At 61.9% G+C, this 23,968-nt stretch carries 27 protein-coding genes; 16 read left to right on the forward strand and 11 right to left on the reverse strand.

What is annotated here, in order from left to right; genetic code table 11:
* Window positions 1-128: 128 nt before the first annotated feature.
* The 4 genes from HDE80_RS14920 to HDE80_RS14935 form a co-directional block, all read right to left on the reverse strand.
* Entirely contained in the window at window positions 129-839 is a 711-nt protein-coding gene (locus HDE80_RS14920; RefSeq protein ID WP_184672204.1) for a hypothetical protein, read from the reverse strand.
* 72 nt (window positions 840-911) lie between these two features.
* Entirely contained in the window at window positions 912-2,168 is a 1,257-nt protein-coding gene (locus HDE80_RS14925; RefSeq protein WP_184672206.1) for a heme biosynthesis HemY N-terminal domain-containing protein, read from the reverse strand.
* Window positions 2,165-3,316: a uroporphyrinogen-III C-methyltransferase gene (locus HDE80_RS14930; RefSeq protein WP_345776460.1), complete on the reverse strand. Its 1,152-nt coding sequence runs from the start codon at window positions 3,314-3,316 to the stop codon at window positions 2,165-2,167. Before HDE80_RS14930 ends, HDE80_RS14925 begins: the two co-directional genes overlap by 4 nt.
* A 112-nt stretch (window positions 3,317-3,428) precedes the next feature.
* Window positions 3,429-4,199 carry a uroporphyrinogen-III synthase gene (locus HDE80_RS14935; protein WP_184672208.1) on the reverse strand — a complete coding sequence of 257 codons (771 nt, stop codon included), beginning with the start codon at window positions 4,197-4,199 and terminating at the stop codon, window positions 3,429-3,431.
* Between the two features lie 101 nt (window positions 4,200-4,300).
* Between HDE80_RS14935 and HDE80_RS14940 the strand changes: the two genes are divergently transcribed.
* The 3 genes from HDE80_RS14940 (at window position 4,301) to HDE80_RS14950 (ending at window position 6,082) form a co-directional block, all read left to right on the forward strand.
* Window positions 4,301-4,780, forward strand: coding sequence for a YiiD C-terminal domain-containing protein (locus HDE80_RS14940; protein WP_184672594.1), 480 nt, complete (start codon window positions 4,301-4,303; stop codon window positions 4,778-4,780).
* 346 nt (window positions 4,781-5,126) lie between these two features.
* Window positions 5,127-5,540, forward strand: a complete 414-nt coding sequence (locus HDE80_RS14945) for a hypothetical protein (protein WP_184672210.1) — start codon at window positions 5,127-5,129, stop codon at window positions 5,538-5,540.
* Between the two features lie 95 nt (window positions 5,541-5,635).
* Window positions 5,636-6,082 carry a rhodanese-like domain-containing protein gene (locus HDE80_RS14950; RefSeq protein WP_184602615.1) on the forward strand — a complete coding sequence of 149 codons (447 nt, stop codon included), beginning with the start codon at window positions 5,636-5,638 and terminating at the stop codon, window positions 6,080-6,082.
* 108 nt (window positions 6,083-6,190) lie between these two features.
* On the opposite strand, the gene HDE80_RS14955 is transcribed toward HDE80_RS14950, so the two are convergent.
* Entirely contained in the window at window positions 6,191-7,243 is a 1,053-nt protein-coding gene (locus HDE80_RS14955; RefSeq protein ID WP_184602616.1) for a 2Fe-2S iron-sulfur cluster-binding protein, read from the reverse strand.
* 74 nt (window positions 7,244-7,317) lie between these two features.
* On the opposite strand from HDE80_RS14955, the gene HDE80_RS14960 reads away from it, so the two are divergent.
* From HDE80_RS14960 to HDE80_RS14990, 7 genes are all read left to right on the forward strand, one after another.
* Complete coding sequence (locus tag HDE80_RS14960) at window positions 7,318-7,779, forward strand: hotdog fold thioesterase (protein WP_184672212.1); 462 nt, start codon at window positions 7,318-7,320, stop codon at window positions 7,777-7,779.
* A gap of 22 nt (window positions 7,780-7,801) precedes the next feature.
* A complete protein-coding gene (locus HDE80_RS14965) occupies window positions 7,802-8,764 on the forward strand; it encodes a serine/threonine protein kinase (RefSeq protein WP_184672214.1) in 963 nt (320 codons plus the stop codon).
* Window positions 8,765-8,845: 81 nt separating this feature from the next.
* Entirely contained in the window at window positions 8,846-9,283 is a 438-nt protein-coding gene (locus HDE80_RS14970; RefSeq protein ID WP_184672216.1) for a hypothetical protein, read from the forward strand.
* Window positions 9,259-9,696 carry a VOC family protein gene (locus HDE80_RS14975; RefSeq protein ID WP_255483816.1) on the forward strand — a complete coding sequence of 146 codons (438 nt, stop codon included), beginning with the start codon at window positions 9,259-9,261 and terminating at the stop codon, window positions 9,694-9,696. Before HDE80_RS14970 ends, HDE80_RS14975 begins: the two co-directional genes overlap by 25 nt.
* Before the next feature lie 80 nt (window positions 9,697-9,776).
* Entirely contained in the window at window positions 9,777-10,160 is a 384-nt protein-coding gene (locus HDE80_RS14980; RefSeq protein ID WP_184602621.1) for a hotdog domain-containing protein, read from the forward strand.
* A 56-nt stretch (window positions 10,161-10,216) separates the two neighbouring features.
* A complete protein-coding gene (locus HDE80_RS14985) occupies window positions 10,217-11,410 on the forward strand; it encodes a class I SAM-dependent rRNA methyltransferase (RefSeq protein ID WP_184672218.1) in 1,194 nt (397 codons plus the stop codon).
* Between the two features lie 71 nt (window positions 11,411-11,481).
* Complete coding sequence (locus HDE80_RS14990; protein ID WP_221437616.1) at window positions 11,482-12,891, forward strand: MFS transporter; 1,410 nt, start codon at window positions 11,482-11,484, stop codon at window positions 12,889-12,891.
* 31 nt (window positions 12,892-12,922) lie between these two features.
* On the opposite strand, the gene alaC is transcribed toward HDE80_RS14990, so the two are convergent.
* Window positions 12,923-14,164 carry an alanine transaminase gene (gene alaC / locus HDE80_RS14995; RefSeq protein WP_184672220.1) on the reverse strand — a complete coding sequence of 414 codons (1,242 nt, stop codon included), beginning with the start codon at window positions 14,162-14,164 and terminating at the stop codon, window positions 12,923-12,925.
* Window positions 14,165-14,331: 167 nt separating this feature from the next.
* Here alaC and HDE80_RS15000 point away from each other — a divergent pair, with 167 nt between their 5' ends.
* The 5 genes from HDE80_RS15000 (at window position 14,332) to HDE80_RS15020 (ending at window position 18,584) form a co-directional block, all read left to right on the forward strand.
* Window positions 14,332-15,411 (forward strand): DNA topoisomerase IB, encoded by a 1,080-nt coding sequence (locus tag HDE80_RS15000; protein WP_184672222.1) that lies wholly within the window; start codon window positions 14,332-14,334, stop codon window positions 15,409-15,411.
* 45 nt (window positions 15,412-15,456) lie between these two features.
* Window positions 15,457-16,917 carry a DNA recombination protein RmuC gene (gene rmuC / locus HDE80_RS15005; protein ID WP_184672224.1) on the forward strand — a complete coding sequence of 487 codons (1,461 nt, stop codon included), beginning with the start codon at window positions 15,457-15,459 and terminating at the stop codon, window positions 16,915-16,917.
* Window positions 16,914-17,489 carry an FUSC family protein gene (locus HDE80_RS15010; protein WP_184672226.1) on the forward strand — a complete coding sequence of 192 codons (576 nt, stop codon included), beginning with the start codon at window positions 16,914-16,916 and terminating at the stop codon, window positions 17,487-17,489. Before rmuC ends, HDE80_RS15010 begins: the two co-directional genes overlap by 4 nt.
* Before the next feature lie 114 nt (window positions 17,490-17,603).
* Window positions 17,604-18,203 (forward strand): GTP cyclohydrolase I FolE, encoded by a 600-nt coding sequence (gene folE / locus HDE80_RS15015; RefSeq protein ID WP_184602626.1) that lies wholly within the window; start codon window positions 17,604-17,606, stop codon window positions 18,201-18,203.
* Between the two features lie 60 nt (window positions 18,204-18,263).
* Window positions 18,264-18,584: a hypothetical protein gene (locus HDE80_RS15020; RefSeq protein WP_345776461.1), complete on the forward strand. Its 321-nt coding sequence runs from the start codon at window positions 18,264-18,266 to the stop codon at window positions 18,582-18,584.
* 14 nt (window positions 18,585-18,598) lie between these two features.
* On the opposite strand, the gene HDE80_RS15025 is transcribed toward HDE80_RS15020, so the two are convergent.
* Genes HDE80_RS15025 through HDE80_RS15045 form a run of 5 tightly spaced genes read right to left on the reverse strand, consistent with a single transcriptional unit; the run spans window position 18,599 to window position 22,972 of the window.
* A complete protein-coding gene (locus tag HDE80_RS15025) occupies window positions 18,599-19,807 on the reverse strand; it encodes an ABC transporter permease (protein ID WP_184672228.1) in 1,209 nt (402 codons plus the stop codon).
* On the reverse strand, window positions 19,804-20,538 hold the full coding sequence (locus HDE80_RS15030; protein ID WP_184672229.1) for an ATP-binding cassette domain-containing protein: 735 nt from the start codon (window positions 20,536-20,538) through the stop codon (window positions 19,804-19,806). Before HDE80_RS15030 ends, HDE80_RS15025 begins: the two co-directional genes overlap by 4 nt.
* A complete protein-coding gene (locus HDE80_RS15035) occupies window positions 20,535-22,106 on the reverse strand; it encodes an alpha/beta hydrolase (RefSeq protein ID WP_184672231.1) in 1,572 nt (523 codons plus the stop codon). The genes HDE80_RS15030 and HDE80_RS15035 overlap by 4 nt, the downstream gene beginning before the upstream one ends.
* A gap of 5 nt (window positions 22,107-22,111) precedes the next feature.
* The gene (locus tag HDE80_RS15040; RefSeq protein ID WP_184672233.1) at window positions 22,112-22,309 is read right to left on the reverse strand and encodes a helix-turn-helix transcriptional regulator; all 198 of its coding nucleotides are present in this window, start codon (window positions 22,307-22,309) and stop codon (window positions 22,112-22,114) included.
* 42 nt (window positions 22,310-22,351) lie between these two features.
* A complete protein-coding gene (locus tag HDE80_RS15045) occupies window positions 22,352-22,972 on the reverse strand; it encodes a hypothetical protein (RefSeq protein ID WP_184672234.1) in 621 nt (206 codons plus the stop codon).
* Window positions 22,973-23,373: 401 nt separating this feature from the next.
* On the opposite strand from HDE80_RS15045, the gene HDE80_RS15050 reads away from it, so the two are divergent.
* Complete coding sequence (locus HDE80_RS15050; protein ID WP_184672236.1) at window positions 23,374-23,901, forward strand: spore coat protein U domain-containing protein; 528 nt, start codon at window positions 23,374-23,376, stop codon at window positions 23,899-23,901.
* Window positions 23,902-23,968 lie beyond the last annotated feature (67 nt).

The following is a 23,968-nucleotide window of genomic DNA, read 5'->3' on the forward strand; positions in this document are numbered from 1 at the left end:
AACACCTTCGACGAATCGCTTCATGCCCGAATCCACTCACCAAGTCAGGTTAGGATAGCGACACCATGTGGCTAGTTGTTTTCACACAGCCTCGGCTGCTAGCGAACGCCTTTTGAAGGTCTGCTTCTCTATTTCTTATTCTTGTCATCCCGTGCAGTATTTCGTGGACGAAATTTGCACTGCAGCGCGGGCTGATGAGAATTGATTTCATAGACGGAAATGGCCGTGATCTTCGGACACACGTGCATCCCGTAGCTCCAACCTTCGCTGGAACGTTCGCACTCCCTACTTATTAGAAACTGGGCCTCACCAAACGGAACCACTGGCGACCATTCATTTGCAACTTTTTGACCGTGGCCAAGCATCGCTGAAAAAGCCGCAGAGTTCGTCTCCTTCGCTACGCTTATCTGCGAACCATTCTTTCCTACCATGGGGCCTGGAGGAAGCGCAAGTACATGCTGGAGATCCGTGTCAGTAATCTTCCATGCCTCCATTAATCGGGCACGGTGATCGCCCTGAAACTCTTCCACGTAAACAATGGCCACGCCGTTTTTTGGAGGGACGGTCGGCAAAGCGATTTCCGTATAGCCGTACTCGTTAACCGCTATCTGCTTATAGGAATCACCGGGGTAAGCCCCAAGCCCTGAAGCTTTGGATGGTCCGCAGGAAGTGTCGTCTAAAGGGCGGCAATGCATGTCGGAACGAAGCATCTTCCCAAGACCATCGCAAACTGTATCGTTCCTGGTATAAACGAGCTCCAAGCCATGCAGCTTTTGAGCAAAGGCCAATGAGACGGTAGTGAAGAACAACAATGGAATACACGCCAACTGCCAACGCATCTTTTCTCTCCCATTAGCTGTTACGTCCGCTTGGGTTGAAAGCAGACATTTTACTATTCAGGACATTCGCACTCACTCCCGCAGCCGCGGCACCCCAAGCTCGCTGCGCTCTTCAATCGTGATCGGACGTGTATCCACACTGCCGGTCTGTGGATTCAGTGGCAGCGGTTCGATCGCCTCGCCACGTGCGGACGCCAGCGCGTTTCGGTAGCAGCGACTGGCGAGCGCATCGTTGCCTTGGCCAGCGTGCAAATCGCCCAGCGCCTCCCACACCGATGCGCTGGGCGCTAGCGCGAGCACGCGCTGCAGATAGGTTTGTGCCTTGCTCCACAGCTTGAGGCGCAGGCACATGCGGCCCAGGGTGAGCAGCAGGCTGGCGTCGTTGGGGTGGGCGTCGAGCCAGCCTTCGGCGCGGCGCAGGCGTGCGTCGATATCGTTGTTGCCGAGCGTGCCGTAGGTTTCGATCAGGAGCGGCGACCATTCGCGGCGCAGCGCCGATTCGACTTCGTCCATCGCCGGCAGGATCAATCCAAAACCCGCGGCGCGCCGCGCGTAGGCGTCGATGATGACAGGCACGCGGCGCTGTGCCTTGGGCAACTGCGACCACAGCGTGTTGAGTACGGCGCCATCGGGCGATGCGTTGAGCGTGGCAACCAGCACTTTCGATTCCAGCGCGTTGTAGGCGCGAGTGCCGAACGCGGCGCTTTTCTGCAACGGCTCCAGCGCCTGGCGCGCACGGCGCAGATCACCGCTGGCCAGCGCCGACAGCGCGAGTTCGCGCCAGCCGCCGGGGCTGAGACTGCCGCTGTCCGACTCGGGCGCAAGCAACGCTACCGCCTCGCCAGGCTTGCCTTCGCGCCGCAACACACGGGCACGCAACACGCGAGCTGCCTGCGGCGCAGACTGCGATGCATGATCCAGTGCTTCGAGTGCACGAGCGTGTTCGCCGCGACGCGACGCGGCTTCGGCGGAAGCCAGCAAGGCAGCGCCACGAAAACTGTCCAGCCGCGATGCACGGTTGAGATCGCGCTCGGCATCGCCGTGACGACCTTCGGCCAGCGCGATCAGACCATCGCTCATGCGCTGGCGGCTCACGCGCCGATGGCGCCGCGAAAACGCGCCGAACGGCCAGCGAATCAACCACCACAACCCGCTGAGCACGGCCCAGAACAGCAGCAGCGTAAGTACAGCGGTAACGACGGTTCTCTCGGCATACCAGCCATGTATTTGCACGTAGACATAGCCGGGATCGTTGGCGGCCCAATGCCAGCCAAAAGCCACCAACGCGGCGATCACCAGCAATAGCAGAATCCAGCGCCACAGCTTCATGGCTTGGCTCCGTTGGCCGGTGCTGCACTGCTGCTCGACGGGGTTGGGGCAGCGCCGGCGGACTCGGGCTTCAATGCATGCACGGTGCGCAGATTACGCAATTCGCTCAGCGCAGCGCCCAAATGCACCGGGGGGCTCGGCGGCAGTGCCGCACCAAGCTGCTTGAGCGTGACGCGCGCCTGCTGCACGTCGGGGTTATTGCTATCGAACTGAGTCGACAACGCCACATCGACGCGCTGCAAGGCGGCCGCATAGGCGTTGGCGTCATAAGCCAGCAGCGCGCTCTGCGCCTGCGCCAGGTCGAGCGATGCCAGCTCGCGTGCGAAGCGCGCATCAGCCACCGCCAGCGGCGCACCGTTGGAGCGCTGCACGCTGACCACACTGGCCAGCGCCTGTTTGATACGTTGCCAGACCGTTTGCGTTTGCACCGTCGTGGATGGGCTGTCCAATGCCTTCAGTGGCAGCGTGGCGAGATCGGAGCGCAGCTCGGTCAGCTCCTGCAGCGAACTGGCCTGGCTCGCGGGCTGGCTCTTGGCCAGGGCGTCACGCTCGGCGGCAATGCTTTGGCGCAGGCTGGAGAACGTGCCGTCATTGACCCCAGCCAGCGTCTGATCGGCCAGCGTATAGGCCGCCGCCGCACCCTGCGCGTCGTGGAACAGCGTGTAGCGCTCGCTGGCCATGCGCAGCAGCGATTCGGTTTCGTCGAGCAGCATGCCATCCTGACCGGACAGACTCTTCTCGGCCAGTTTCGCCACCGCATCTTCGAGATTGCGCGTACGGTCAGCCTGACCCAACAGCTCCTCGCGCAGCGAACGGTTGACTTGGTCGGCATCGCTGAGGCGCTGGTTGAGGCTGGTGCGCTCACCGCTGACGCCTGAGAGCGTGGTTTCCAGCGCGCCCACCCGCTGCTGCAGCGAGGCGAGGTTGCTGCTATCGACCGTGCTGACCTGCGCCTGCTCCCACTGGCGCCAACCGACGTAACCTGAAGCACCCAGTGCGATCAGCGCCAACAGCAAGGCCAAGGCGAGCGTGCCGCCGCGCGGGCTCGGCTCGTGTTTCACCGGTGTGGGACGCGCCGGTCTTGTCGGGCTCTGATCGGCTGGCTTCGGATCGGCTGGCGTTGAATCGGGGCGAATGCTCTCGGGCACGGCGTTCTCACTCGGTTTGTCTGTATTGATCTCTGAACCATGCTACCAGCCCCGGTGTTCAGGGTCGTAGCAAGTCCTTGTGAAGGACGCCGATGAAATCAGGCGGACACAATCAGCCAGCACGCGAAGCCGCATCGAGCAGATCAGCCGAGAGTGCCGACGCGGCTTGCGCGATGCAGCCAAAACCCGCTGCGCGCGCTGCCACGGCCAACCGCTCGCTGCTGACCACAGCCGTTGCCGCAAACAACCTGGCAAGCGCCGGCGGCGGCAATCGATGGCAAAGATGATTCAAGGCTTCGGCACTGGATAGAAGCACCAGCGCCGAAACGGGCAACTGCAGCAGCGCATCGACGTGGCGACGATCGAGCCGTGGTGCCGCACGTTGGTAAACGTGCACTTCACGCAACTGCGCACCGCGTGCCCTCAGTTGTTCACCCAACAGGCCGCGACCGCCGGGCGCGCCGATCAAGGCAACGCGGCGATCCCGCAAATCGCGCAACGCGGGATGATCGAGCAGGCCCTCGCTATCCTGACGCGACGGCACCAGCGCTGCGCTGATACCGTGCCTTTGAAGCGCACGCGCTGTACTTTGTCCAACGGTCAGCGTGATCGCTGATGTTTTCAGCGTTGACAGCGCCGCCGCGAAACGCACCGCGGCTGGGCTGGTGAAAATCAGCACGTCATCCGTCAACGCTTTCTCTAGACCGAGGCGGGCGCTGGCTTCATCGGCGACCTTGCGTAATGACAACCCCGGTAACAGCATCGGCATGCCACCATGGGCGCGTATTTTTCGCGCCAGTGCGGCGGCGGTGCCGGCGGGGCGGGTGATCACCACGGTACGGCCGCCCAGATTCTTGCCGCCTGCGGGAATTTGCCGCTGCATCTACGCATCGCATCCGGTCGTTGCCATTAGCCGTAAGTGTAGCTACCTACCTACAATTGGGTATTCACCCATTCCACGGACTGTTGATCAACGTGAGCACCATCGAACTCCCAACGCAGAACCTGGCCAGGCAAGCAAAGAAGCTGGTGCAGTTCATGCGCGATGAAATTCCCATGGCGCTGGCGATGGACATCCGACTGGGCGACTGCGATGAAGGCCATCTCACCCTGCTGGCACCACTCGCGCCGAACGTGAACGACAAGGGCAGCGCATTTGGCGGCAGCCTGGTCAGCGTGATGACACTGAACGGCTGGGCGCTGGTGGAACTGGCGCTGCGCCAGCGTGGCGAGGACTGCGATCTGTTCGTGGGTGAGTCCAGCGTGCATTATCTGGCGCCGGTGGTGCGGGATTTCCGCAGCGAGGCAAAGCTGTCCACGCACGCCGACTGGGCCACTTTCTTTCGCACATTGGATGCCCGCGGCAAGGCGCGTATCGAAGTGATTTGCATGGTGCCTGGCGAACATGGCAAGCCAGCGGCCACCTTGTGCGCACGCTTCGTCGCCAAACGGCGGATGGCTTAAGAGTCTGTTTACGATCTCCACGCAGCCCGCGTTGTGCCGTGGCGGTCATGCGGTAATGGTGCGTGGTCTACACCTTTCTCGGTGCGAGCGCGGCCGCCGGGCGGCCGCCACGACTCAACCCTTCGGGCCGGGTCGGTTTGCACCCATGCCGGCGTCATCACTCGGTCGTGTACCGACGTACACTCCCTCCTTCTTCCTTGGCCTGCGCGCAAACCACTCCCGACGCGGGCCACGCGGAGATCGTAAACAGGCTCTAACAGACGCCGGCAATCGCTTGGGGCAGAATAGATCGACCGCTTTATCGATCCATTCCGAACCCAGCCGCCACTGACCGAGGCAAGCATCCATGCGCCGTATACTGAGCATTCTCGCCATTGCCTCCATGCTTCTGCTGGCCGGTTGCGCCTCGCAAAAGCGTAGCGACACGCTGACTGCAACCCTGAACGCCTACGCCAACGTGCTGCGCTGGGACGATTTTCAGAGCGCGGCAATGTTTCTCGACCCGAAGATACGCGCCGATCACCCACTGACAGCGCTCGATCTGGCGCGCTACAAGCAGGTCAAGGTCAGTCAATACGACGAGGGCAACGGACCGTTACCGGCCGGAGAAAATCAGGTCGAGCAGACCGTGCATATCGGACTGGTCAACATCAACACGCAGTTCGAGCGCAGCATCGTCGATCACCAGACCTGGCGCTACGACGAAGCCAGCAAGCACTGGTGGTTGACCAGCGGACTGCCGGATATCACGCAGCAGTAGCGCGATTGACGGGTCGGCTGCCTGCCGACCCCACGCAGCCCGTATAATCGACAGTTTACCCGGATAGGCGTGCCCAGCACGCCTGTGGAACACAGATGAACGATTTTCTGCACAAGCTGCCCGAATTTATCGGCAACCACGCGGCGCTGTCAGCGCTGTTCGCGATCCTGCTGCTGGCGTTGATCGTCATGCAGATCGCCGAACTCTTCAGCAAGACCCAGGTACTGACACCTGCCGGCCTGACTTTGCTGATCAACCGCGAGAGTCCGCTGCTGGTCGATCTGTCGGCCCTGCTCGACTTCGAGAAAATGCACGTCCCCGGCGCGAAGCACGTGCTGATGAGCCAGTTCGATCCCGAAAACAAGGATCTGGCCAAGGCGCGCGAACTACCGGTGGTGGTGATGGACAAGGATGGGCGCGGCAACTCGATCAAAGCTTCTCAGCAGCTGGTCAAGGCCGGCTTTGCCAAGGTCTATACCCTGGGCGGCGGTGTGCTGGCATGGCAGCAGGCGCAGTTGCCTCTTGCCAAAGGCAAGAAATAGACAACGCGCTCTTGTCAAACTTGTCACAAGAGCGTTGCCGGCAAGCCCTCGTAGATAGCGAAGTTCGGCATCCACAAGCTGAACCCGTCCGTGCACTGACCTGGCGCTCTAGAGGTGATGAATCCCCGCCCGGCCGTTGAGAATCTGCGCCAGCACATCGGGCGCGTATTCGAACGAGTCGTAGTAGAGCCGATCCTCGGGTAACCCGGCATCGAGAAACAGCTGATGACCGGCTTCGATCATCGCCGGTGGTCCGCTCATGTAGACGTCGTAGTCGGATAGATCAGGCTGATCTGCCAGCACTACCTCGTGCACCAGCCCGCTACGCAATCCTCCGGCCTGTTCCGAATCGGACACCACAGCATGGAAGTGCAGATTCGGCGCCACGCGCATCCAGCTCTCGGCCAGCGCGGGCATGTAGATATCGGCTGCACTGCGGGCTCCCCAGTAGACGTGCATCGGCCGGCGTGTGCCCAGCGCAATGAAGTGCTCGACGATCGCTTTGATCGGCGCAAAACCGGTACCACCGGCCATGAAGATCATCGGCCGTTCGGAATCCTCGCGCGGCACGAAGGTACCTAGCGGTCCCTCGATGCGCAGCCGATCGCCGACCTTCAAGCTTTCGTAAACCCACGAGGTAAAGCCGCCGCCGACCGCCTGGCGCACGTGCAGTTCGATCATGCCGTCCGCCTGCGGGCCGTTGGCGATGGAAAACGGCCGGTGTTTGCCGTTGTCCAAAACCACATCCAGGTATTGACCTGGCACCCAGTTGAGTGCGGTTTCGCCCGCTGCCGGCATCAGATGCAGCCCAACAGCATCACTGGCCAGCTGCCATTTCGCGGCCACGATGACATCGAGCTGACGTTTTGCGATGGCTTCCACCGAGGTGACTTCACGCACGTCCAGCAGCAGATCGCTGGTTGCCGTGGCCTGACACAGCAGCACCGCGTGATGGGCCTTGTCATTCGCAGTCAATGCTACCGGCGGATTGTGCGTGTAGGCACATTCACCAGACAGCAAGGTAGCCTTGCAGCTACCGCAGACACCAGAACGACAGGAGTACGGCAGCGCGATGCCGGCACGTTGCGCCGCTTCCAGTACGGGCTCGTCGGTCGCCACGGAAAACTGGCGGCCGGAGGATTTGATCGTGGCAGTAAACACCCGGGATTTTCCTGATGCATTGTCGCGGCGGTGACAGCGGACAACAATGGTGGTTCGACTCGCAGGAATCAACGATGACCACACCCATCACGCCTATCTGGAAGCAGAACACCGACCTCGATCGCATCAACGGCTGGAATACCAACACTGCCATGGAGGTGCTGGGCATCCGCTTTACCGCGGTCGGCGACGACTGGCTGCAGGGCACGATGCCGGTAGACCATCGCACGCACCAGCCGTTCGGCCTGCTGCACGGCGGCGCCTCGGTGCTGCTGGCCGAAACACTGGGCAGCAGCGCGGCGATGCTCACGCTGGACCCGGAAAAAGAACTTACTGTCGGCCTCGACATCAACGCCAACCACATCCGCGGCGTACGCAGCGGCATCGTCACCGGCACTGCCCGACCGTTGCACCTGGGGCGCACCACCCAGGTGTGGGAAATCCGCATCGAGAACGAAGACGGCGCGCTGGTATGCGTTTCGCGACTGACCATGGCGGTAGTGCCAGCACGTGTCATCGGGACGAATGTGAAATGAGCACATCTACTGTGAGCCCGTTTTGAACCAGGAAGCGCCCTACGCCACGCTCAGCCCCGACTGCATACTCGATGCCGTTGGTGCCTGCGGGCTGTGGACCGACGGTCGTCTGCTGGCGCTCAACAGTTACGAAAACCGCGTGTGGCAGGTAGGGCTAGAACGGGTGGGAGTGGAGCCGTCACAACCAGTGATCGCCAAGTTTTATCGGCCCAACCGCTGGAGCAATGCGGCGATTGTCGAGGAACACGCTTTCACCCTCGAACTGGCCGCGGCCGAGCTGCCTGTGGTTGCACCGCTTGTTTTCGCCGATCGCACGCTGCTGCTGCACAACGGCTTTCGCTACGCACTCACACCCCGCCGTGGCGGTCGTGCGCCGACGCTGGACTCGCCCGATCAGCTGCAATGGCTGGGCCGGCTGATCGCGCGCATGCATGCCGTCGGTGCGCGCCAGCCGTTCGACCATCGCGGCACACTTGATCGCGACACGATGGTGCGGCAGTCAATGCAGGCCGTGCTCGGTTCATCGCTGCTGCCTACATCACTACAAAGCCACTACCGCGCCGCCGCCGATCGGCTCGATGCCGCGATCGCACAGCGGCAGTCGGCGATCGGCCCACTGCGCCAGCTGCGCCTGCACGGCGACTGCCACCCCGGCAACGTGCTGTGGACCGACGACGGCCCGCATTTCGTCGATCTGGACGACGCTCGTATGGGACCGGCGGTGCAAGATCTGTGGATGCTCGCCGGCGATGCGCACACGATGGATGCGATGCTTGAAGGCTATCGACAGTTTCGGGATTTCAACGACGACGAACTGATCCTGATTCCCGTGCTGCGCGCCATGCGACAGATGCACTATGCCGGCTGGATCGCCGCGCGCTGGCACGATCCCGCGTTTCCTACGGCGTTTCCCTTCGCCGCCGAATCGCGCTGGTGGGAGCAGCACATCGCCGATCTGCACGAACTGGCTGATGAGTTGGCATGACCGTCGGCAAACCAGCCTGCGCCGACGCTTCCGCAACATCGGCTTTTTCTGCCACTCTTCGCACCCCTTTCGGAGTTCCGCATGCGCCTTGTTCTTTTCCGCCTGATCGGCATCCTTGAAATTGCCGGTGGCTTTTACGGCGTCGTAGCCGCGCTGCGTCGACTGCTGCCGCTGGGCTCGACTCACGAAAGCATCTTTGCGCTGATCGAGCTGGCCCTGTTCGCCTTTGTACTGGTCGCCGGCGTGTTGTTGCTGGACAACAGCGAACGCGGCATCACGTTTTCGCGCTGGGCTCAACTGCTGCAGCTGCCGCTGATCGCCACCTCGGTGTTCAGTTATGCGCTGTCCTGCGGCGCCTTCGTCAACGTATTTTCCACCCTGCACATGCCGCCGCATCTGGGTCTCGACTGGCGCTTCGGCATCCAGGGGTTTCAGTTGGCGCTGGCCGGTCCGGGCACTTCGCGTATCGGCCTCAACCTGCTGGCGCTGCTGTCATGGCTGGCACTGCGCTTGCGCTGATCGGCATCTCGCTTTGCCACCAGTATCTGTCCGGCCTGATACACACCGAGTTCATCCATTCCAACCGAGGCACGCCAATGGCCCGCATCAGTTTCATCGAACTCCCTGCCGCCGACCTGCACGCCGCCAAGCAGTTCTATACGAAAGTCTTCGCCTGGGAGCTGACCGACTTTGGCCCGAGTTACGCGTGCACGATGACAGGCGATGTCGATACCGGCCTGCAGGGCGATATGGCTGAAGCGTCGCGCGCGCCGCTACCGGTAATCGCGGTGGATGATCTGGAGACGGCGCTGGCCGCCGTAACATCGGCAGGCGGAATCATCGTGAAGCCGATTTTCGGTTTTCCCGGTGGCCGCCGCTTTCATTTCGCTGATCCCAACGGCAATGAACTGGCCGTGCTCAAAGCAGATTGAGCTCAACGACGAGTCCACGGCAAATAGATAAGCTGAACTCTCCTGATTTGCCCAGCGAACGTGAAATAGACATGCTGCCGATGAATTTCCGCACCCGCAAATGGGTGAAGCCCGAAGATCTCAATCCCAACGGCACGCTTTTTGGTGGCAGCCTGCTGCGCTGGATCGACGAGGAGGCGGCGGTGTACGTGATCGCCCAGCTGGGCAACAGCCGCGTGGTGACCAAGTACATGTCGGAGATCAACTTCGTCAGCTCGGCGCGTCAGGGTGACGTGATCGAGATGGGCATCAACGCCACCCGCTTCGGCCGCACCTCGATCACTTTGCGTTGCGAGGTGCGCAACATGGTGACCCACAAGAGCATTCTCACCATCGACAAAATCGTCTTCGTCAACATGGGCCTGGACGATCAGCCATCGCCGCACGGCCATACCGAAGCGACACTCGATAACGGCAGCCCCTGAGCACACCGGGCGACTGCCCATGCCGGTGGTTTGCGCTCACACGCTATCATGCGTGGATGAATACGCCCGTTGACCAAGCTAGTCCCCCCGCCACTCTTCCCGTGATCCGTCTGAAGTCCGACCGAAACCCCGGCCACCCCTGGGTATGGTCAGCGCAGATCTACAAGCCCGAAGCACGACTGCCACCGGGCAGTGTGGTCGAAGTACAGGATGCCAAGGGCCGCTTCGTCGGGCGCGGCTTCTGGAATGGCCATGCGCGCATCGCGTTGCGACTTCTGAGCAACGACGAAACCGAAACGATCGATGCCGACTGGATCGCCAGGCGCATCGACCACGCGGTAACGCTGCGTCGCGAATTGCTGCAGATCGACCACGTCAGCGATGCCTGGCGCGTGGTGCACAGCGAAGGCGACGGCTTGTCCGGCCTTATCGTCGATCGCTACGCCGACATTCTGGTAATCGAATATTTCGCTGCCGGCATGTGGCGTTTCCGCGAGGCGATCCACGCTGCGTTGCTCACGCATTTCCCAGGCGCACGGCTGTACTGGTTTGCCGAATCGCATGTGCAGAAGCAGGAGTCATTCGATTGTCGCAGCGGCGACGTGCCCGAAGCCGTGGAAGTGCATGAACACAAGCTGCGCTTCCACGCCGCACCGGGTTCGGGCCACAAAACCGGTTTCTTCGCCGACCAGCGCGACAACCGCCGCCGCTTTGCCGAACTGGCGCGCGGCAAGCGCGTGCTGGATCTGTGCTGCAACGCCGGCGGTTTCGCAGTGCATGCCATGGCCGCTGGCGCACTGTCGGCCACCGGTGTGGATCTGGATGCGGGCATCCTGGAAGTCGCCCGCGCCAACGCCGCCGCCAACAACGTCACCGTGAACTTCGAACAGGCCGACATCTTCGACTGGGTACGTGCCGCGGTGGCGCGTGGCGAGCAGTACAACGCAGTGATCCTCGACCCGGCCAAGCTCACCCGCGACCGCAGCAAGGTGTTCGATGCGCTGAAGAAATATTTCGCGATGAACCGCATGGCGATGGACGCGATCGCACCCGGCGGCATCCTGCTGACCTGCTCTTGCACCGGACTGGTCAGCGAAGCGGATTTCCTCGAAATGCTTCGCCGCGTGGCGCTGAACGCCGGGCGCGAGATCCAGGTTCTTGAGGTACGTGGCGCCGGCGCCGACCATCCGTTCCGTACCGACGTACCGGAAGGCCGCTATCTGAAAGCGGTGATTTGCAAGGTGATGTGAGCCGCGCGACACCGATCGACGCAAACTGGCCCGATGATACGTAGACCCGCTTCACCGTTTGGAACTGACCCGTGAACTCAATCTCCAGCAGCAGACAGACGTCCATCGCCTGGACCATTGTTGCGGCGAGCTTCGGCTTCGCCGTAGTGCAGCTGGACGTCACCATCGTCAACGTGGCGCTGCCGCGACTGAGCATTGATCTGACCGCCAGCGTGCCCGGCCTGCAATGGGTGGTGGATGCCTACAGCCTGGTGTTCGCCGTGCTGCTGCTGTCAGCCGGCGTGATGGGTGACCGACTGGGCGCCAAGCGTGCCTACCTGATCGGCCTGGCCGGTTTTGCGCTGGCGTCTGCGGCCTGCGGCGCGGCGCAGACGGCAACCCAGCTGATCGCGGCGCGCGCCGTGCAAGGCATCGGCGCAGCGTTGTTGGTGCCCCCGTCGCTGGCGCTGCTCAACCATGCTTGCGCGCACGATGCAAAATTGCGAGCAAAGGCCATCGGTCTATGGACGGCTGCCGCCGGTGTTTCCATCGCCGCCGGCCCGATTGTTGGCGGGCTGCTGTTGAGCTGGCTCGGCTGGCGCAGCATCTTTTTCGTGAATCTGCCGCTATGCATGATCGGCATGCTGATGACCCTGCGTGTCGCCGAAACACCGCGCAAACCACAGCAGCATCTGGACCTGGGTGGACAGCTGCTGGCAATCGCCGCACTGACTTGCCTCACCGCCGCGGTGATCGAGATCGGGCCGCTCGGTATCCGCCATCCGTTGGTATTGGGTGGATTCGCGCTGGCGGTGATCAGCACCGTGTTGTTCGTGCGCGTCGAAGGTAGAGTGACGCAACCGATGCTGCCGCTAAGCTTTTTCCACCTGCCGAATTTCAGCCCGGCGGTGCTGTTCGGTATCGCGGTGAACCTGACCTACTACGGCCTGATTTTCATCCTCAGCCTGTATCTGCAGCACATATGTCGCTACACCGCCACGCAGGCAGGGCTGGCCTTTCTGCCGCTGACTGCCACGTTTGTGGTGGCCAATCTGATCAGTGGCTGGATGGTCGGCCATTACGGTAGCCGCCTGCCGATGCTGCTGGGCGCGCTGATCGGTGCCTGCGGCTTTGCCCTGCTCACGCGACTGGATGCGCATAGCAGCTATCTGGCGATGCTCGCACCGTTCGTGATGATCCCCAGCGGCATGGGACTGGGCGTACCGGCGATGACGACGGCGATCCTGGCCAGCGTCGAAAAAACCTGGTCGGGCACTGCATCAGCCGTGCTCAACGCCGCCCGACAGGCGGGCGGCGCCATCGGCGTCGCCGCGTTTGGTGCGCTGGTAACCGGCGGGGATCTTCACATCGTGCCCGGCATGCATGCGGCCGCGTGGCTTTCCAGTGGACTGCTGGTCACCGCTTCGGTTGTCGTCTGGTTTGGCATTCGCCGGCAAGTTCCGCCATCGATCGATTCGACCGGTGGCGGAACGCATCATTGAGATAACACGTTTCGCTCCTGGGAACCTGCCACTACACCGACGGCGATACCTTTGCTTTTGCCGAAGCCGGCGGCAGCAAACCGTCTGCCCGGAACATCCCCTTGATGCCACGCAGCGCCTGGCGAATCCGGTCCTGATTCTCGATCAGGGCAAAGCGCACGTAGTCATCGCCGTAGTCGCCGAAACCAATGCCCGGCGACACCGATACCTTGGCATCGGCCAGCAGCTTCTTGGCGAACGCCAGCGAATCGAGCTTCGCATACGGCTCGGGAATTTTCGCCCAGACGTACATCGAGGCTTTCGGCACCTCGACCATCCAGCCGATTTCATGCAGGCCCTTGACCAGTACATCGCGACGCTGCTGATAGTTCGCGGCGATATCGCGCACGCACTGCTGGTCGCCTTCCAGTGCAGCGATGGCAGCGACCTGCAGCGGTGTAAACGTGCCGTAGTCGTGATAGCTCTTGATCCGCGCCAGCGCGTTGACCAGCTCGGCGTTGCCCACCATGAAACCGATGCGCCAGCCGGCCATGTTGTAGCTCTTGGACAGGGTGAAAAACTCCACCGCGATGTCCTTGGCGCCGGGCACCTGCATGATCGATGGTGCCTTCCAGCCGTCGTAGACGATATCGGCATAGGCCAGATCGTGCACCACCAGTACGTCGTACTGCTTGGCCAGGGCGACCACCCGTTCGAAGAAATCCAGCTCCACGCACTGCGCGGTGGGGTTTGATGGAAAACCGAGGATCATCATCTTCGGCTTGGGGATGCTCTCGCGGATGCCGCGCTCAAGCTCGGCAAAAAAATTGATGCCCGGTGCCATCGGTATCGAGCGAATCTGTGCACCGGCGATCACCGCGCCGTAGATGTGGATCGGGTAACTGGGGTTGGGTACCAGCACCGTATCGCCTCGATCCAGCGTGGCCAGCATCAGATGCGCCAGGCCTTCCTTCGAGCCGATGGTGACGATGGCTTCGCTTTCCGGATCGATCTCCACGCCGTAACGCTCGCCATACCAACGCGTGATGGCGCGGCGCAGGCGCGGTATGCCCTTCGATGTGGAATAGCCGTGTGTATCCGGGCGCTGCGCCACGGTGCACAGCTTCTCGACGATATGCGGCGGCGTGGGGCCATCCGGGTTGCCCATGCTGAGATCGACGATGTCCTCGCCGCGGCGCCGCGCCGCCATTTTCAGCTCAGCGGTGATGTTGAAGACATAGGGGGGAAGACGTTCGATGCGCTCGAAACGGCGCGAGAAACCCTGCTCGGTCATGACAGCCTCGTTGTACGTAAGCGCCCGGAACCGTCCGAGCGACGTCGGAGTAGCGGCGGCAGAACTTCCTGCCTGCGCCACTCCTGCGCTGACGATAAACGGAGCGAAGGGCCTCTGTCGAGATCCGCGTGCACGCCAGTTTGACCGCGTAAGTCCACACTGCTGGCATGAGCCAACGCCAAATCGCTCCTGAAATCGACCCCGTGCTGCGCAGCGAAGTACGCGCTGCCGGCCTACGCTACGTCAGCGACGATCAGCCAGGCATTGCGCGCCAGCGTCGCGGCAAGGGCTTCGGTTACCTCGATGCCAAGGGGCTGCGTATTACCGACGAAGAAGTACTCGCGCGCATCCGCGGGCTGGCAATTCCACCGGCCTATGTCGATGTGTGGATCTGCACCAACCCCAACGGGCATCTGCAGGCCACAGGGAGAGATGCCCGCGCGCGCAAGCAGTACCGCTACCACGAGCGCTGGCGTGCGATGCGCGATCACGGCAAGTTCGATCGGGTGCTCGAGTTCGGCGATGTGCTGCCGAAGCTTCGACGACGCGTGCGCAGCGACCTCGCGCAGCCCGGTCTGCCCGAAGAGAAAGTGCTGGCACTGATCGTGCGGTTGCTCGACGAAACGCTGATCCGCATTGGTAACGATCGCTATGCGCGCGACAACAAGAGCTTCGGACTCACCACGCTGCGCTCGCGCCATGTGCGCCTGCATCGCGGGCGGCTGCGTTTCGAATTTCGCGGCAAGAGCGGCCAGCAGCGCGAGCTTGAGCTGGACGACAGGCGTTTGGCGAAAATTATCCATCGTATGCAGCAGCTGCCGGGGCAACGCCTGTTTCAGTATCTCGACGAGGGCGGCAAACGCCAGCCGGTGGATTCGGAGATGGTCAACGATTACCTGCGCAACACCAGTGGCGGCGAGTTCACGGCAAAGGATTTCCGCACCTGGGGCGGCACGGTGCAGGCCGCCGGCGTGCTTGCCCGCACGCCGCTGCCGGAAAAAGGCGGGGAGCGTACGATACGCTCCGCACTGACTGCGGCCATCAAGGAAGTCGCCGCTACGCTCGGCAACACGCCGGCCGTATGCCGCGCCTCCTACATCCACCCACTGATCATCCAAGGCTGGCAGGACGGCGACCTGCAGCGCGCCATCCCTGCCAACGCGGCGCATCACGCCCGCCAGCTCGAGCAGCTCACCTTGCGCTACCTGCGTCGCCGCCTGCGGGCGGGTGGTCGTCGCAGCGCTTGAGTCGCCAGCGCGTAAACTGATGGCTAGCCTTTGCTGGAATGCCCCATGTCTGTTGCTGAAATACTGCTGATCGTTCTGCTCCTCGCCGTGCTGGTGATGATCGTGCTGCAAGTTATCACGCTGCGACGCGGCCACGCGGATGCAGGACTCAACCTGCGACTGGATGCGCTGAAGGACGATGGAGAGCGCTTGCAGCGCACGTTGCGCGAAGAACAGCGCTCAGGACGCGACGAGCTTCAGCAGGGTTTCGACCGCTTCCGCGGCCATGTCGGCGAGCAGCTCGTCGGCATCAGCCAGCAGCAGCTGGCACGCATCGACGACTTCGGCCAGCGCCTCAACCTACTCACCGAACGCACCGATGCCGGCCTGCAGTCACTAGCCATGCGACTGGCCGAGGATGCGCGCAAGAGCCGCGAAGAACTCACGCTTGCGCTCAACCACTTCGGTGAGCAACAGCAGTTGCGCCTCGCCGCACTCACAGCCGATAACGAAAAGCGCATGGGCGAAGTGCGCGCCACGCTGGAAGCCAAGCTCAGTGCGATCCAGCAAGATAACGCGGCCAAACTCGAACAGATGCGTGCAACCGTCGACGAAAAGCTGCAGTCGACGCTGGAAACGCGGCTCGGGCAATCGTTCAAACTGGTCTCCGATCGCCTCGAAGCGGTGCAGCGTGGCCTTGGCGAAATGCAGAACCTGGCTATTGGCGTCGGCGATCTGAAGCGCGTGCTGACCAACGTCAAAAAGCGCGGCACCTTCGGCGAAGTGCAGCTCGGTGCGCTGCTCGAAGACATGCTGACCGCCGAGCAATATGCCTCCAACGTGATCACCGTGCCGGGCACCAACGACCGTGTCGAGTTCGCGATCCGCATGCCGGGACAGGAGGAAGGCGAGCACGTCTATCTGCCCATCGATGCGAAGTTTCCGGTCGAGGATTACCAGCGCCTGCTCGACGCGCAGGAGGCCGCCGATATCGAGGCCGCCAACACGGCCGGACGAGCACTGGAAAATCGCGTGCGCGATGAAGCAAAGCGCATCCAGAGCAAATACGTGTCACCGCCGCACACCACCGATTTCGCGGTGCTTTACCTTCCCACCGAAGGCCTTTACGCCGAAGTGATCCGGCGCCCCGGCCTGTTCGAAAGCCTGCAGCGCGATCATCGCGTCACCGTGGCCGGGCCGACCACATTGAGCGCGCTGCTCAACAGCCTGCAGATGGGTTTTCGCACGCTGGCAATCGCCAAGCGCAGCAGCGAGGTGTGGAAGATTCTCGGCGCAGTAAAAACCGAATTCGGTAAGTTCGGCATCGTGCTGGACAAGACCCGCAAGCAGCTCGACACCGTGCGCAACAGCATCGACAGCGCAGGCCAGCGCACACGCGTGATCGAGCGCAAACTGCGCGAAGTAGAAACACTATCGGTCACCGACAGCGCCAGCCTGCTGGGCGAAACCTTGATTGAAGACGCAAGCGAGCCTCGTATCGGCGCGGATGACGACAGCACCGTATGAGTGCCGCGCGCAACCCACTGATCAAGCACCATCGACGACTCGGAGCACTCGCCGCCGAACTTGAACGGCTGCGCAAAACGCTGCCACGACGTGAGCGGGTGCTGGTCGGTTTTGCCCAGGCAGTTCGTGTCGCCGCCGCGGCAAGCCTTGGCTACTTTGGCGCGCTGGGGCTAGGACTGCAGCCGGGGTTCTGGGCCGCGATCACCGCCATCTCGGTGACCCAGAGCAGTTTTGCCGAAGTGCGCAACTCGTCGCGCGACCAGTTTATCGGCGCCATCTTCGGCGGACTGATAGGAATCGGTGCCGCCCTGCTTGGCCATGATCATTACTGGGCCTACATCGTGGCGGTCATGCTGGGTACGATGTTTTGCTGGGCCTGCAATCTCGGCGCGGCCGGTCGCATCAGCGGCATCACCACCACCATCATCATGCTGGTGCCGCATCAGGGATCGTTTCTGCAGTTCGCCCTATTTCGCCTGGGCGAGGTCACGCTAGGCGCTCTGGCGGCGTTATTGGTGACACTGCTTTACGAGGCGCTGGAGCGACACTTGTTTCCCGATGCTTCTTCGTAAAACACACAACGTGCGTGGGCAGAGCTGCGGCTTTATGCCTGTCCACGCTAACGTCAATCGCAAATGTCACTGGCCCGCTACACTGGCAAGCCTGTCTGAGTTCCAAGGACCACTATGAGCAAGCAGCCACCCACCGACGTCACCCGAGAACAGGCCGAGGAGGCCGTGCGCACACTGCTGCGCTGGGCCGGCGAAGATCCCTCCCGCGAAGGCCTGCTGGATACGCCCAAGCGCGTGGTCAAGGCCTACGGCGACTGGTTCAGCGGTTACCTGTCCGATCCGGGCGAATATTTGCGGCGTACCTTCAAGGAGGTGGCCGGCTATGACGAGATGGTGGTGCTGCGCGATATCGAATTCGAGAGCCATTGCGAGCATCACATGGCGCCGATCATCGGTCGTGCGCACGTGGGCTATCTACCGACCAATCGGGTGGTTGGTATCAGCAAACTGGCACGCGTGGTCGACGGCTTTGCGCGGCGCTTCCAGGTACAGGAAAAACTCACCGCCGAGATCGCCCAGTGCATCCAGGAGAACCTGCACCCGGCCGGCGTGGCGGTAGTAATCGATGCCAGCCATGAGTGTATGAGCACGCGCGGCGTGCACAAGCGCGGCGTATCGATGGTCACCAGTCAGATGCTGGGCTCGTTCCGTGATGATGCGCGCACCCGCATGGAATTTCTGCAGTTCATCGGCATCGGCCGCGGCGTGCGCTGAGTGTCAGCCGTCGCGCGATTTGGACGTCCATCTACGTTTCAGTTCGCAGCACTTCTTGTCGTGGCTGGCTTGCTGCTGGCAACGACAATCTGCGCGGCGCAGGATTATCCACAGACGCCGCGCGAGTACCTGCGGCTGATGGATAGCAATGGCGATGGCAAGATCAGCGAGACCGAGTACGTCGAGTACATGAGCCGCAGCTTTCACCGCATGGATACCAACGGCGACGGCATTCTGGAATCCAGCGAGCTGCCGGGTGGCCGCGGCAGGCCGATCTCGCTACGCGAGTTTCAGGACAATCTGCGCCGGCAGTTTCATCGGCTCGACCGCAACCACGACGGCTATCTCAGCGCCAGCGAACTGGCGCAACCGCCGGGTTGATTCATCACGGTGCGTCAGGTCGAAATCGCCAGCCGTTCGGATCGATAGAGTTGCATGGTCACCAGCACAGCGATCAGGGCGGCGGCAAAACTGCCGGCCAGACAAAGCCCGAGCTGCATCGACTCGATGCCATCACCGCGCAGCAGCTGCATGATGCCAAGGTTCTGCCCCAGCAGCGGTACCGCGTACATCCACGGCTCCGCCCTGACCGGCAGAATGGCCAGCACCAGACTGGGAATCGCCGGCACCAGCATCAGCAAAGACAGGTAGGTCTGCGCCTCGCGATAGGTTTTGGCGAAGGCCGCCACCAGAGACTGCAAGGCCGCCAACAACACGAGAACCGGCAGCATCAGCAGCAGCACGTGGGCGGCGAAATGCACACCCAGGTCCAGCTCCATGCCGATTTTTTCTGCTGGTATGAATTGCCCCACCACCCCAAACGCCACCAGGGTGATCAACAGGCTGGCGGCGGAAAAGACGCAGATGGCCGCCAGCTTGCCGCTGAAGATTTTCCAGCGCGCCACCGGATTGGCAAACAGCGGCTCCAGCGACTGGCGCTCGCGCTCGCCGGCAGTGAGGTCGATCGCCAGATACATGCCTCCCATGAAAATGGTGATGATGAAAAAGTACGGCAACATCGCGAAGATCAGCACGGCGCGCGATTGCGGCGTCGCCTGATCACGCCTGGCTACCACCAGTGGCCATGCCGTGGTTGGCGATAATCCGCGTGCCACCAGCCGCATCGCACCCTGCTGGCGCGCATAGCTTTCCACCAGCTGGCTGACGCGTTCTACCGAGGTATTGGCATCGCGTTGCGACGAGTCGTAAATCATCTCCACCTGCACCGGCTGACCCTCGCGCCAGGCCTTGCCGTAGCTGGGGGCAATGCGCAGCACCACATCGGCATCCTGCTTGCGCACCGCTTTTTCAGGATCGGCCAGTGCTGCGCCTGGCACCACGCCGCCAGCCTTCAGCGCATCGATCAGATTCGGTGCGTACTGCGCACCGATCATCGGCACCGGTACCGGCTTGTCGGCCTTGTCCAGCTCACGGCCAAGCTGGACGTTGAGCAGCATCACGAACAAGATCGGACCCAGCAGCGGGCCGGTGAGGAAAGCGCTGATCATGGTGCGACGATCGCGCAGGTTTTCCTTCACTTCCTTCAGAAACACGGTGATGAAGGCGCGGCTGCGATAGGCGCGTTTTACATTCGGCGTATTCATGCAGCCAGCCCCTCTTCGCTGCCGATGATTTTCACGAATGCATCTTCCAGATTCGCTTCGCCGGTCTGCTCACGCAGTGCGTCTGGCGATTCGTCGGCCACCACGCGACCACGTGCAATCACCACGATGCGGTCACACAGCGCAGCGACCTCCTGCATGATGTGGCTGGAAAAAAGCACGCAGCGGCCTTCGTCCTTCAACCGCTGCATGAACTGTCGCAATGCGCGGGTAGCCATCACATCCAGACCGTTGGTCGGCTCGTCCAGAATCACGTTGCGCGGGTCGTGCACCAAGGCACGGGCGATGGCGGTTTTCACCCGCTGGCCTTGCGAAAAGCCTTCAGTACGGCGGTCACCGATGTCACCCATATCGAGCGACTGGATCAATGCCTCGCGGCGCATCTTCAGCAAATCCTCCGGCAGGCCATGCAGTCGCCCGAAATAATCGATGTTCTCCCGCGCGGTGAGCCGCTTGTAGAGGCCGCGCGCATCGGGCAGCACGCCGAGCTGTCGACGCACAGCCAATGCATCGACATCAGCATCGATGCCGTCCACCAATACCTGGCCGCGATCGGGCGACATCAGCGTGTAGAGCATGCGCAACGTGGTGGTTTTGCCGGCGCCGTTGGGCCCGAGCAGGCCCGTAATTTCGCCATCACGAGCTATGAAACTGACGCCATCGACGGCCTTCACCGCGCCGAAGGCCTTGTGCAGATCTTTCACTTCGATCACGGTGTGGCTCCGTTGAAATCGATGAATATCGGGGTAGGTTGCAGCAGGTCCAGGCACTTGGCATCAAGCACCCTGGGATCGAGATCTTCGACAAATTTCTTGATCAGCTTCGGCGTACAACCGGCGGCCATGACGCTGTGCGCCTGGCCCTTGAGCACCAGCACGCGTGCGTTGGGCAAGCCCTTCGCCACCTCCTCGGCATAGCGCGGCGGCGTGACCGGATCGTACTGACCGGCGAGCAACAGGATCGGCTTGTCGGTTTTCAGCGGCTGGTGGAAATCCGCCGGGCGCGTGCCTTTTGGCCAAACCGAGCACACGGCCTTCAGTGCATCGACCATTTGCGTGCCGAGGATGGTCTGCTCGTCTTGCGGGCGCGATGTCAGCAGGTCGGCGTCCTCGCTGCAAATCACCGAATACTGCATGCCGCTGCCCATCAGTTCCGACAGATCACCCGAAAGAATCTTGGCCTGACCCAGCAGCGGGCCCACATCACCGTGTGCCGCCGCATCGATCGACATGGGCAGTAGCGCAGCGGTGGGCGGCGTGTACGCAAACATGCGCACCACGCTGGCCAGCGAGCTTTCGTTCAATACGCGCTTGACGGTCCGATAGGTTTCCGGATCGCGAAAGCTCACCTGATGCGGGTTGGCGCGCAGTGCATCGCGCAGCTGATACAGCGTCTGGTCCGGATCGCCGAAACGCTGCTTGCACGCTGGCTCAGCGGTGCAGCGGGCGAACTGCAGCTTCAAAGCCTCGTCCAGCGTCTGCGCAAAGCTTTCACCCAGCGCCAGCGAGTTGGGCACGACGCTGTCCAGCACCACGCTGCGCACGGCATCGGGATAATGCATCAGGTACTGCTGCGCCATGCGTGTGCCGTACGAGACACCGACCAGGTCGAACGTCGGTGAGCCGAACGCTTTGCGCACGTCTTCCAGATCCTGCGCGGCCACCGTGGTGGTGTAGTAACGCGGATCGGCGCGTTGGCTGATCTGCTTGAGGCACACTGCAGCCGCGCCGCGGATCTTGCTGACGTCATCGCTGTCTTCGTCGTCCTGGGCGGTGACGTTATCGGAATCCTTGCAGCTGAGCGCATTGGAGCCACCGGTACCGCGCTGATCGAGCAACAGCACATCGCGATGCGTGCGCAGCGGCTGCAGCACCGAGGCAACCGTGCTGGCCGCTTCGGTTGCCGCCTGCCCCGGACCGCCGGCGAGAAACACCAGCATGTCCTTGCCCGGCACCTGAGCGCTGGAACGCAGCACGGCCAGCTTCAACGTAATCGTGCGGCTGTGCGGGTCCGCGCGATTTTCCGCTACCGGAAACGCGGCGCACCAAGCCGCCGTACTGAGCCCGCTGTTGGGCTGACCGAGCTCGCACGCGGTAAGCGTCACCGCGCCGAGTTGCCATGTACGCGGTTTCGCCGGAGGCTCCGGCATCGCTGATGTCGCTGGCGTCGCAACGACGATTGCTGGCGATTCGTCCTTCGTATGGAAATGATTCCAGGCGAGCAAACCCACTCCCACGGCAACGACACCGATCCGGAAAAGCGTACGTCCTTTCAGCGCCATGCCTACTACTCCTCACCCGGTATAAAAATGGATTCAATCGAACGGCCAAACAATCGCGCGATCTTGAACGCCAACGGCAGGCTGGGATCGTATTTGCCGGTCTCGATGGCATTGATGGTCTGCCGGGAAACATCCAGCCGCTCGGCCAGATCGGCCTGGGACCAGCCCTGCTCGCCGCGTAGTTCACGCACGTGGTTATTCATTGAGGAGGCCTGACCATCGGCATGCACGGGCGGGCATTCGCCTCAACGGACATTTCGGCTCTCCATCCTTTCAGCGTGACGTTTGCGCAGATAAATGACACCCCGGGCCAGCGCAACCACGCCAATGGTCGACGCCATGCCGAGCAACATGCACGCGTGAAAAGCGTCTCGTTTCAGAAAGGCAAACAGCGCAACGAAACCGAACATGGCAGCCGCTATCGCAAGACGCCATTGCAAGGCCATCGAATCGTTTGGATCGCAGCCCAGATCATCGCTGTATCGACGCGCCACCCACCAGCGAGTCACGCCGTAGCAAGCCATCATCAGCGGGAAAACCCATATCATGATGCTGCCATCCAGTGGCAGGACCTGCGCCGATGCCAGAAAGCCACCCGCCAGGCTCAAAGCCCCGACAACACCGGTGGCCACACCTAATCCGACGAGGTGTGTGCGCTGCTCCAGCTCGTCGCTATCGCGAATACGTCGCGCCATCAGGCCGATGACGTAAAGCATCGGCGGCAAAGGCGCCAACGCCAGCAGCCATTTCGTCGGTGCATCGGTAACTGTGCGAACCAGCGGCCACACCAACACCATGACGACTGCATAAATCGTCATCGCAAACATCAGGTGCTGCTGGTAGCGCTTTTGCTTCAGACGGGGCATGGACGTGTCCTCGAAACGATTTCGGAGTTCATTCGGTATTTCCAGAATCTTGGCCGTTGATCGAGCCATCAAAGCTTTCGTCGGCAAGAGGCGAAACTCCCTGGCCGGCGCGCTGGATTGGCTTTCCCCGATCACGCTGCTGAAAATGTCAAGCAGACTTGACATAAGCAATCTATACTCTCCCTCGCACCCATGTCAAGCGTGCTTGACACTTACGCCCGATTCGGCGCGATTCGCGAGCCAGGTTAATCTGGTGCGCTCTCTAGATAGCAGCCTGAAAATGTAACTTTTTGTGCATTGGTCGACACCGGGTTACCTGAGACTCGAAGACACAGGGATCGCCTCCTGCATAGGGCTCGAGGCGTTTACCTCATTGGTTCAGCTACCCGGGGGGAATCCCAATGTCCATAAAAAATACGCTGCACGCTGTCGCATTCGCCGTACTTGTCGGCGTCACAGCTTCCGCCAACGCCGCCAATCCAGCCACCGCCACCTTCCAGGTATTGATCACCATCACCAAGGCATGCACCGTCACGGCGGGCACGGCGTCCAATATCAACCTGGGCTCGGTTGCTGGCACCGCAGTGAACACCACCAACAGCAACACCATCAGCGTCAACTGTTCCAAGACCACGCCTTATTACGTTGGTCTGGCACCGTCGAACGCCAACACGGCTGGCGCCGGCACGATGGTTTCCACCACAGCACCCGCGACCAATACCGACAAGGTGCCCTACCAGCTGACGTCGACCGCCGGAGCCGGAGGCACCATCTGGGGCAACACGGCGACATCCACAACGGTAGGCAATGGCGTGGCAGGCACGGGCACGGGTATAGCCCAATCGCTAACCGTCTATGCGACCGCCGCCAGCGCCAACTTCACGCCCGACAGCTACGCGGATACCGTCACCGTCAACGTCAACTATTGATCGACCATGCACGGCGCTTCCCCGTGGCGACGATGGCGTTACGCCCTTCTTGTGGCAATGGCCGCAA

It is taken from the genome of Rhodanobacter sp. A1T4 (assembly GCF_014207185.1).
In the GTDB taxonomy this organism is placed as follows: Bacteria; Pseudomonadota; Gammaproteobacteria; order Xanthomonadales; family Rhodanobacteraceae; genus Rhodanobacter.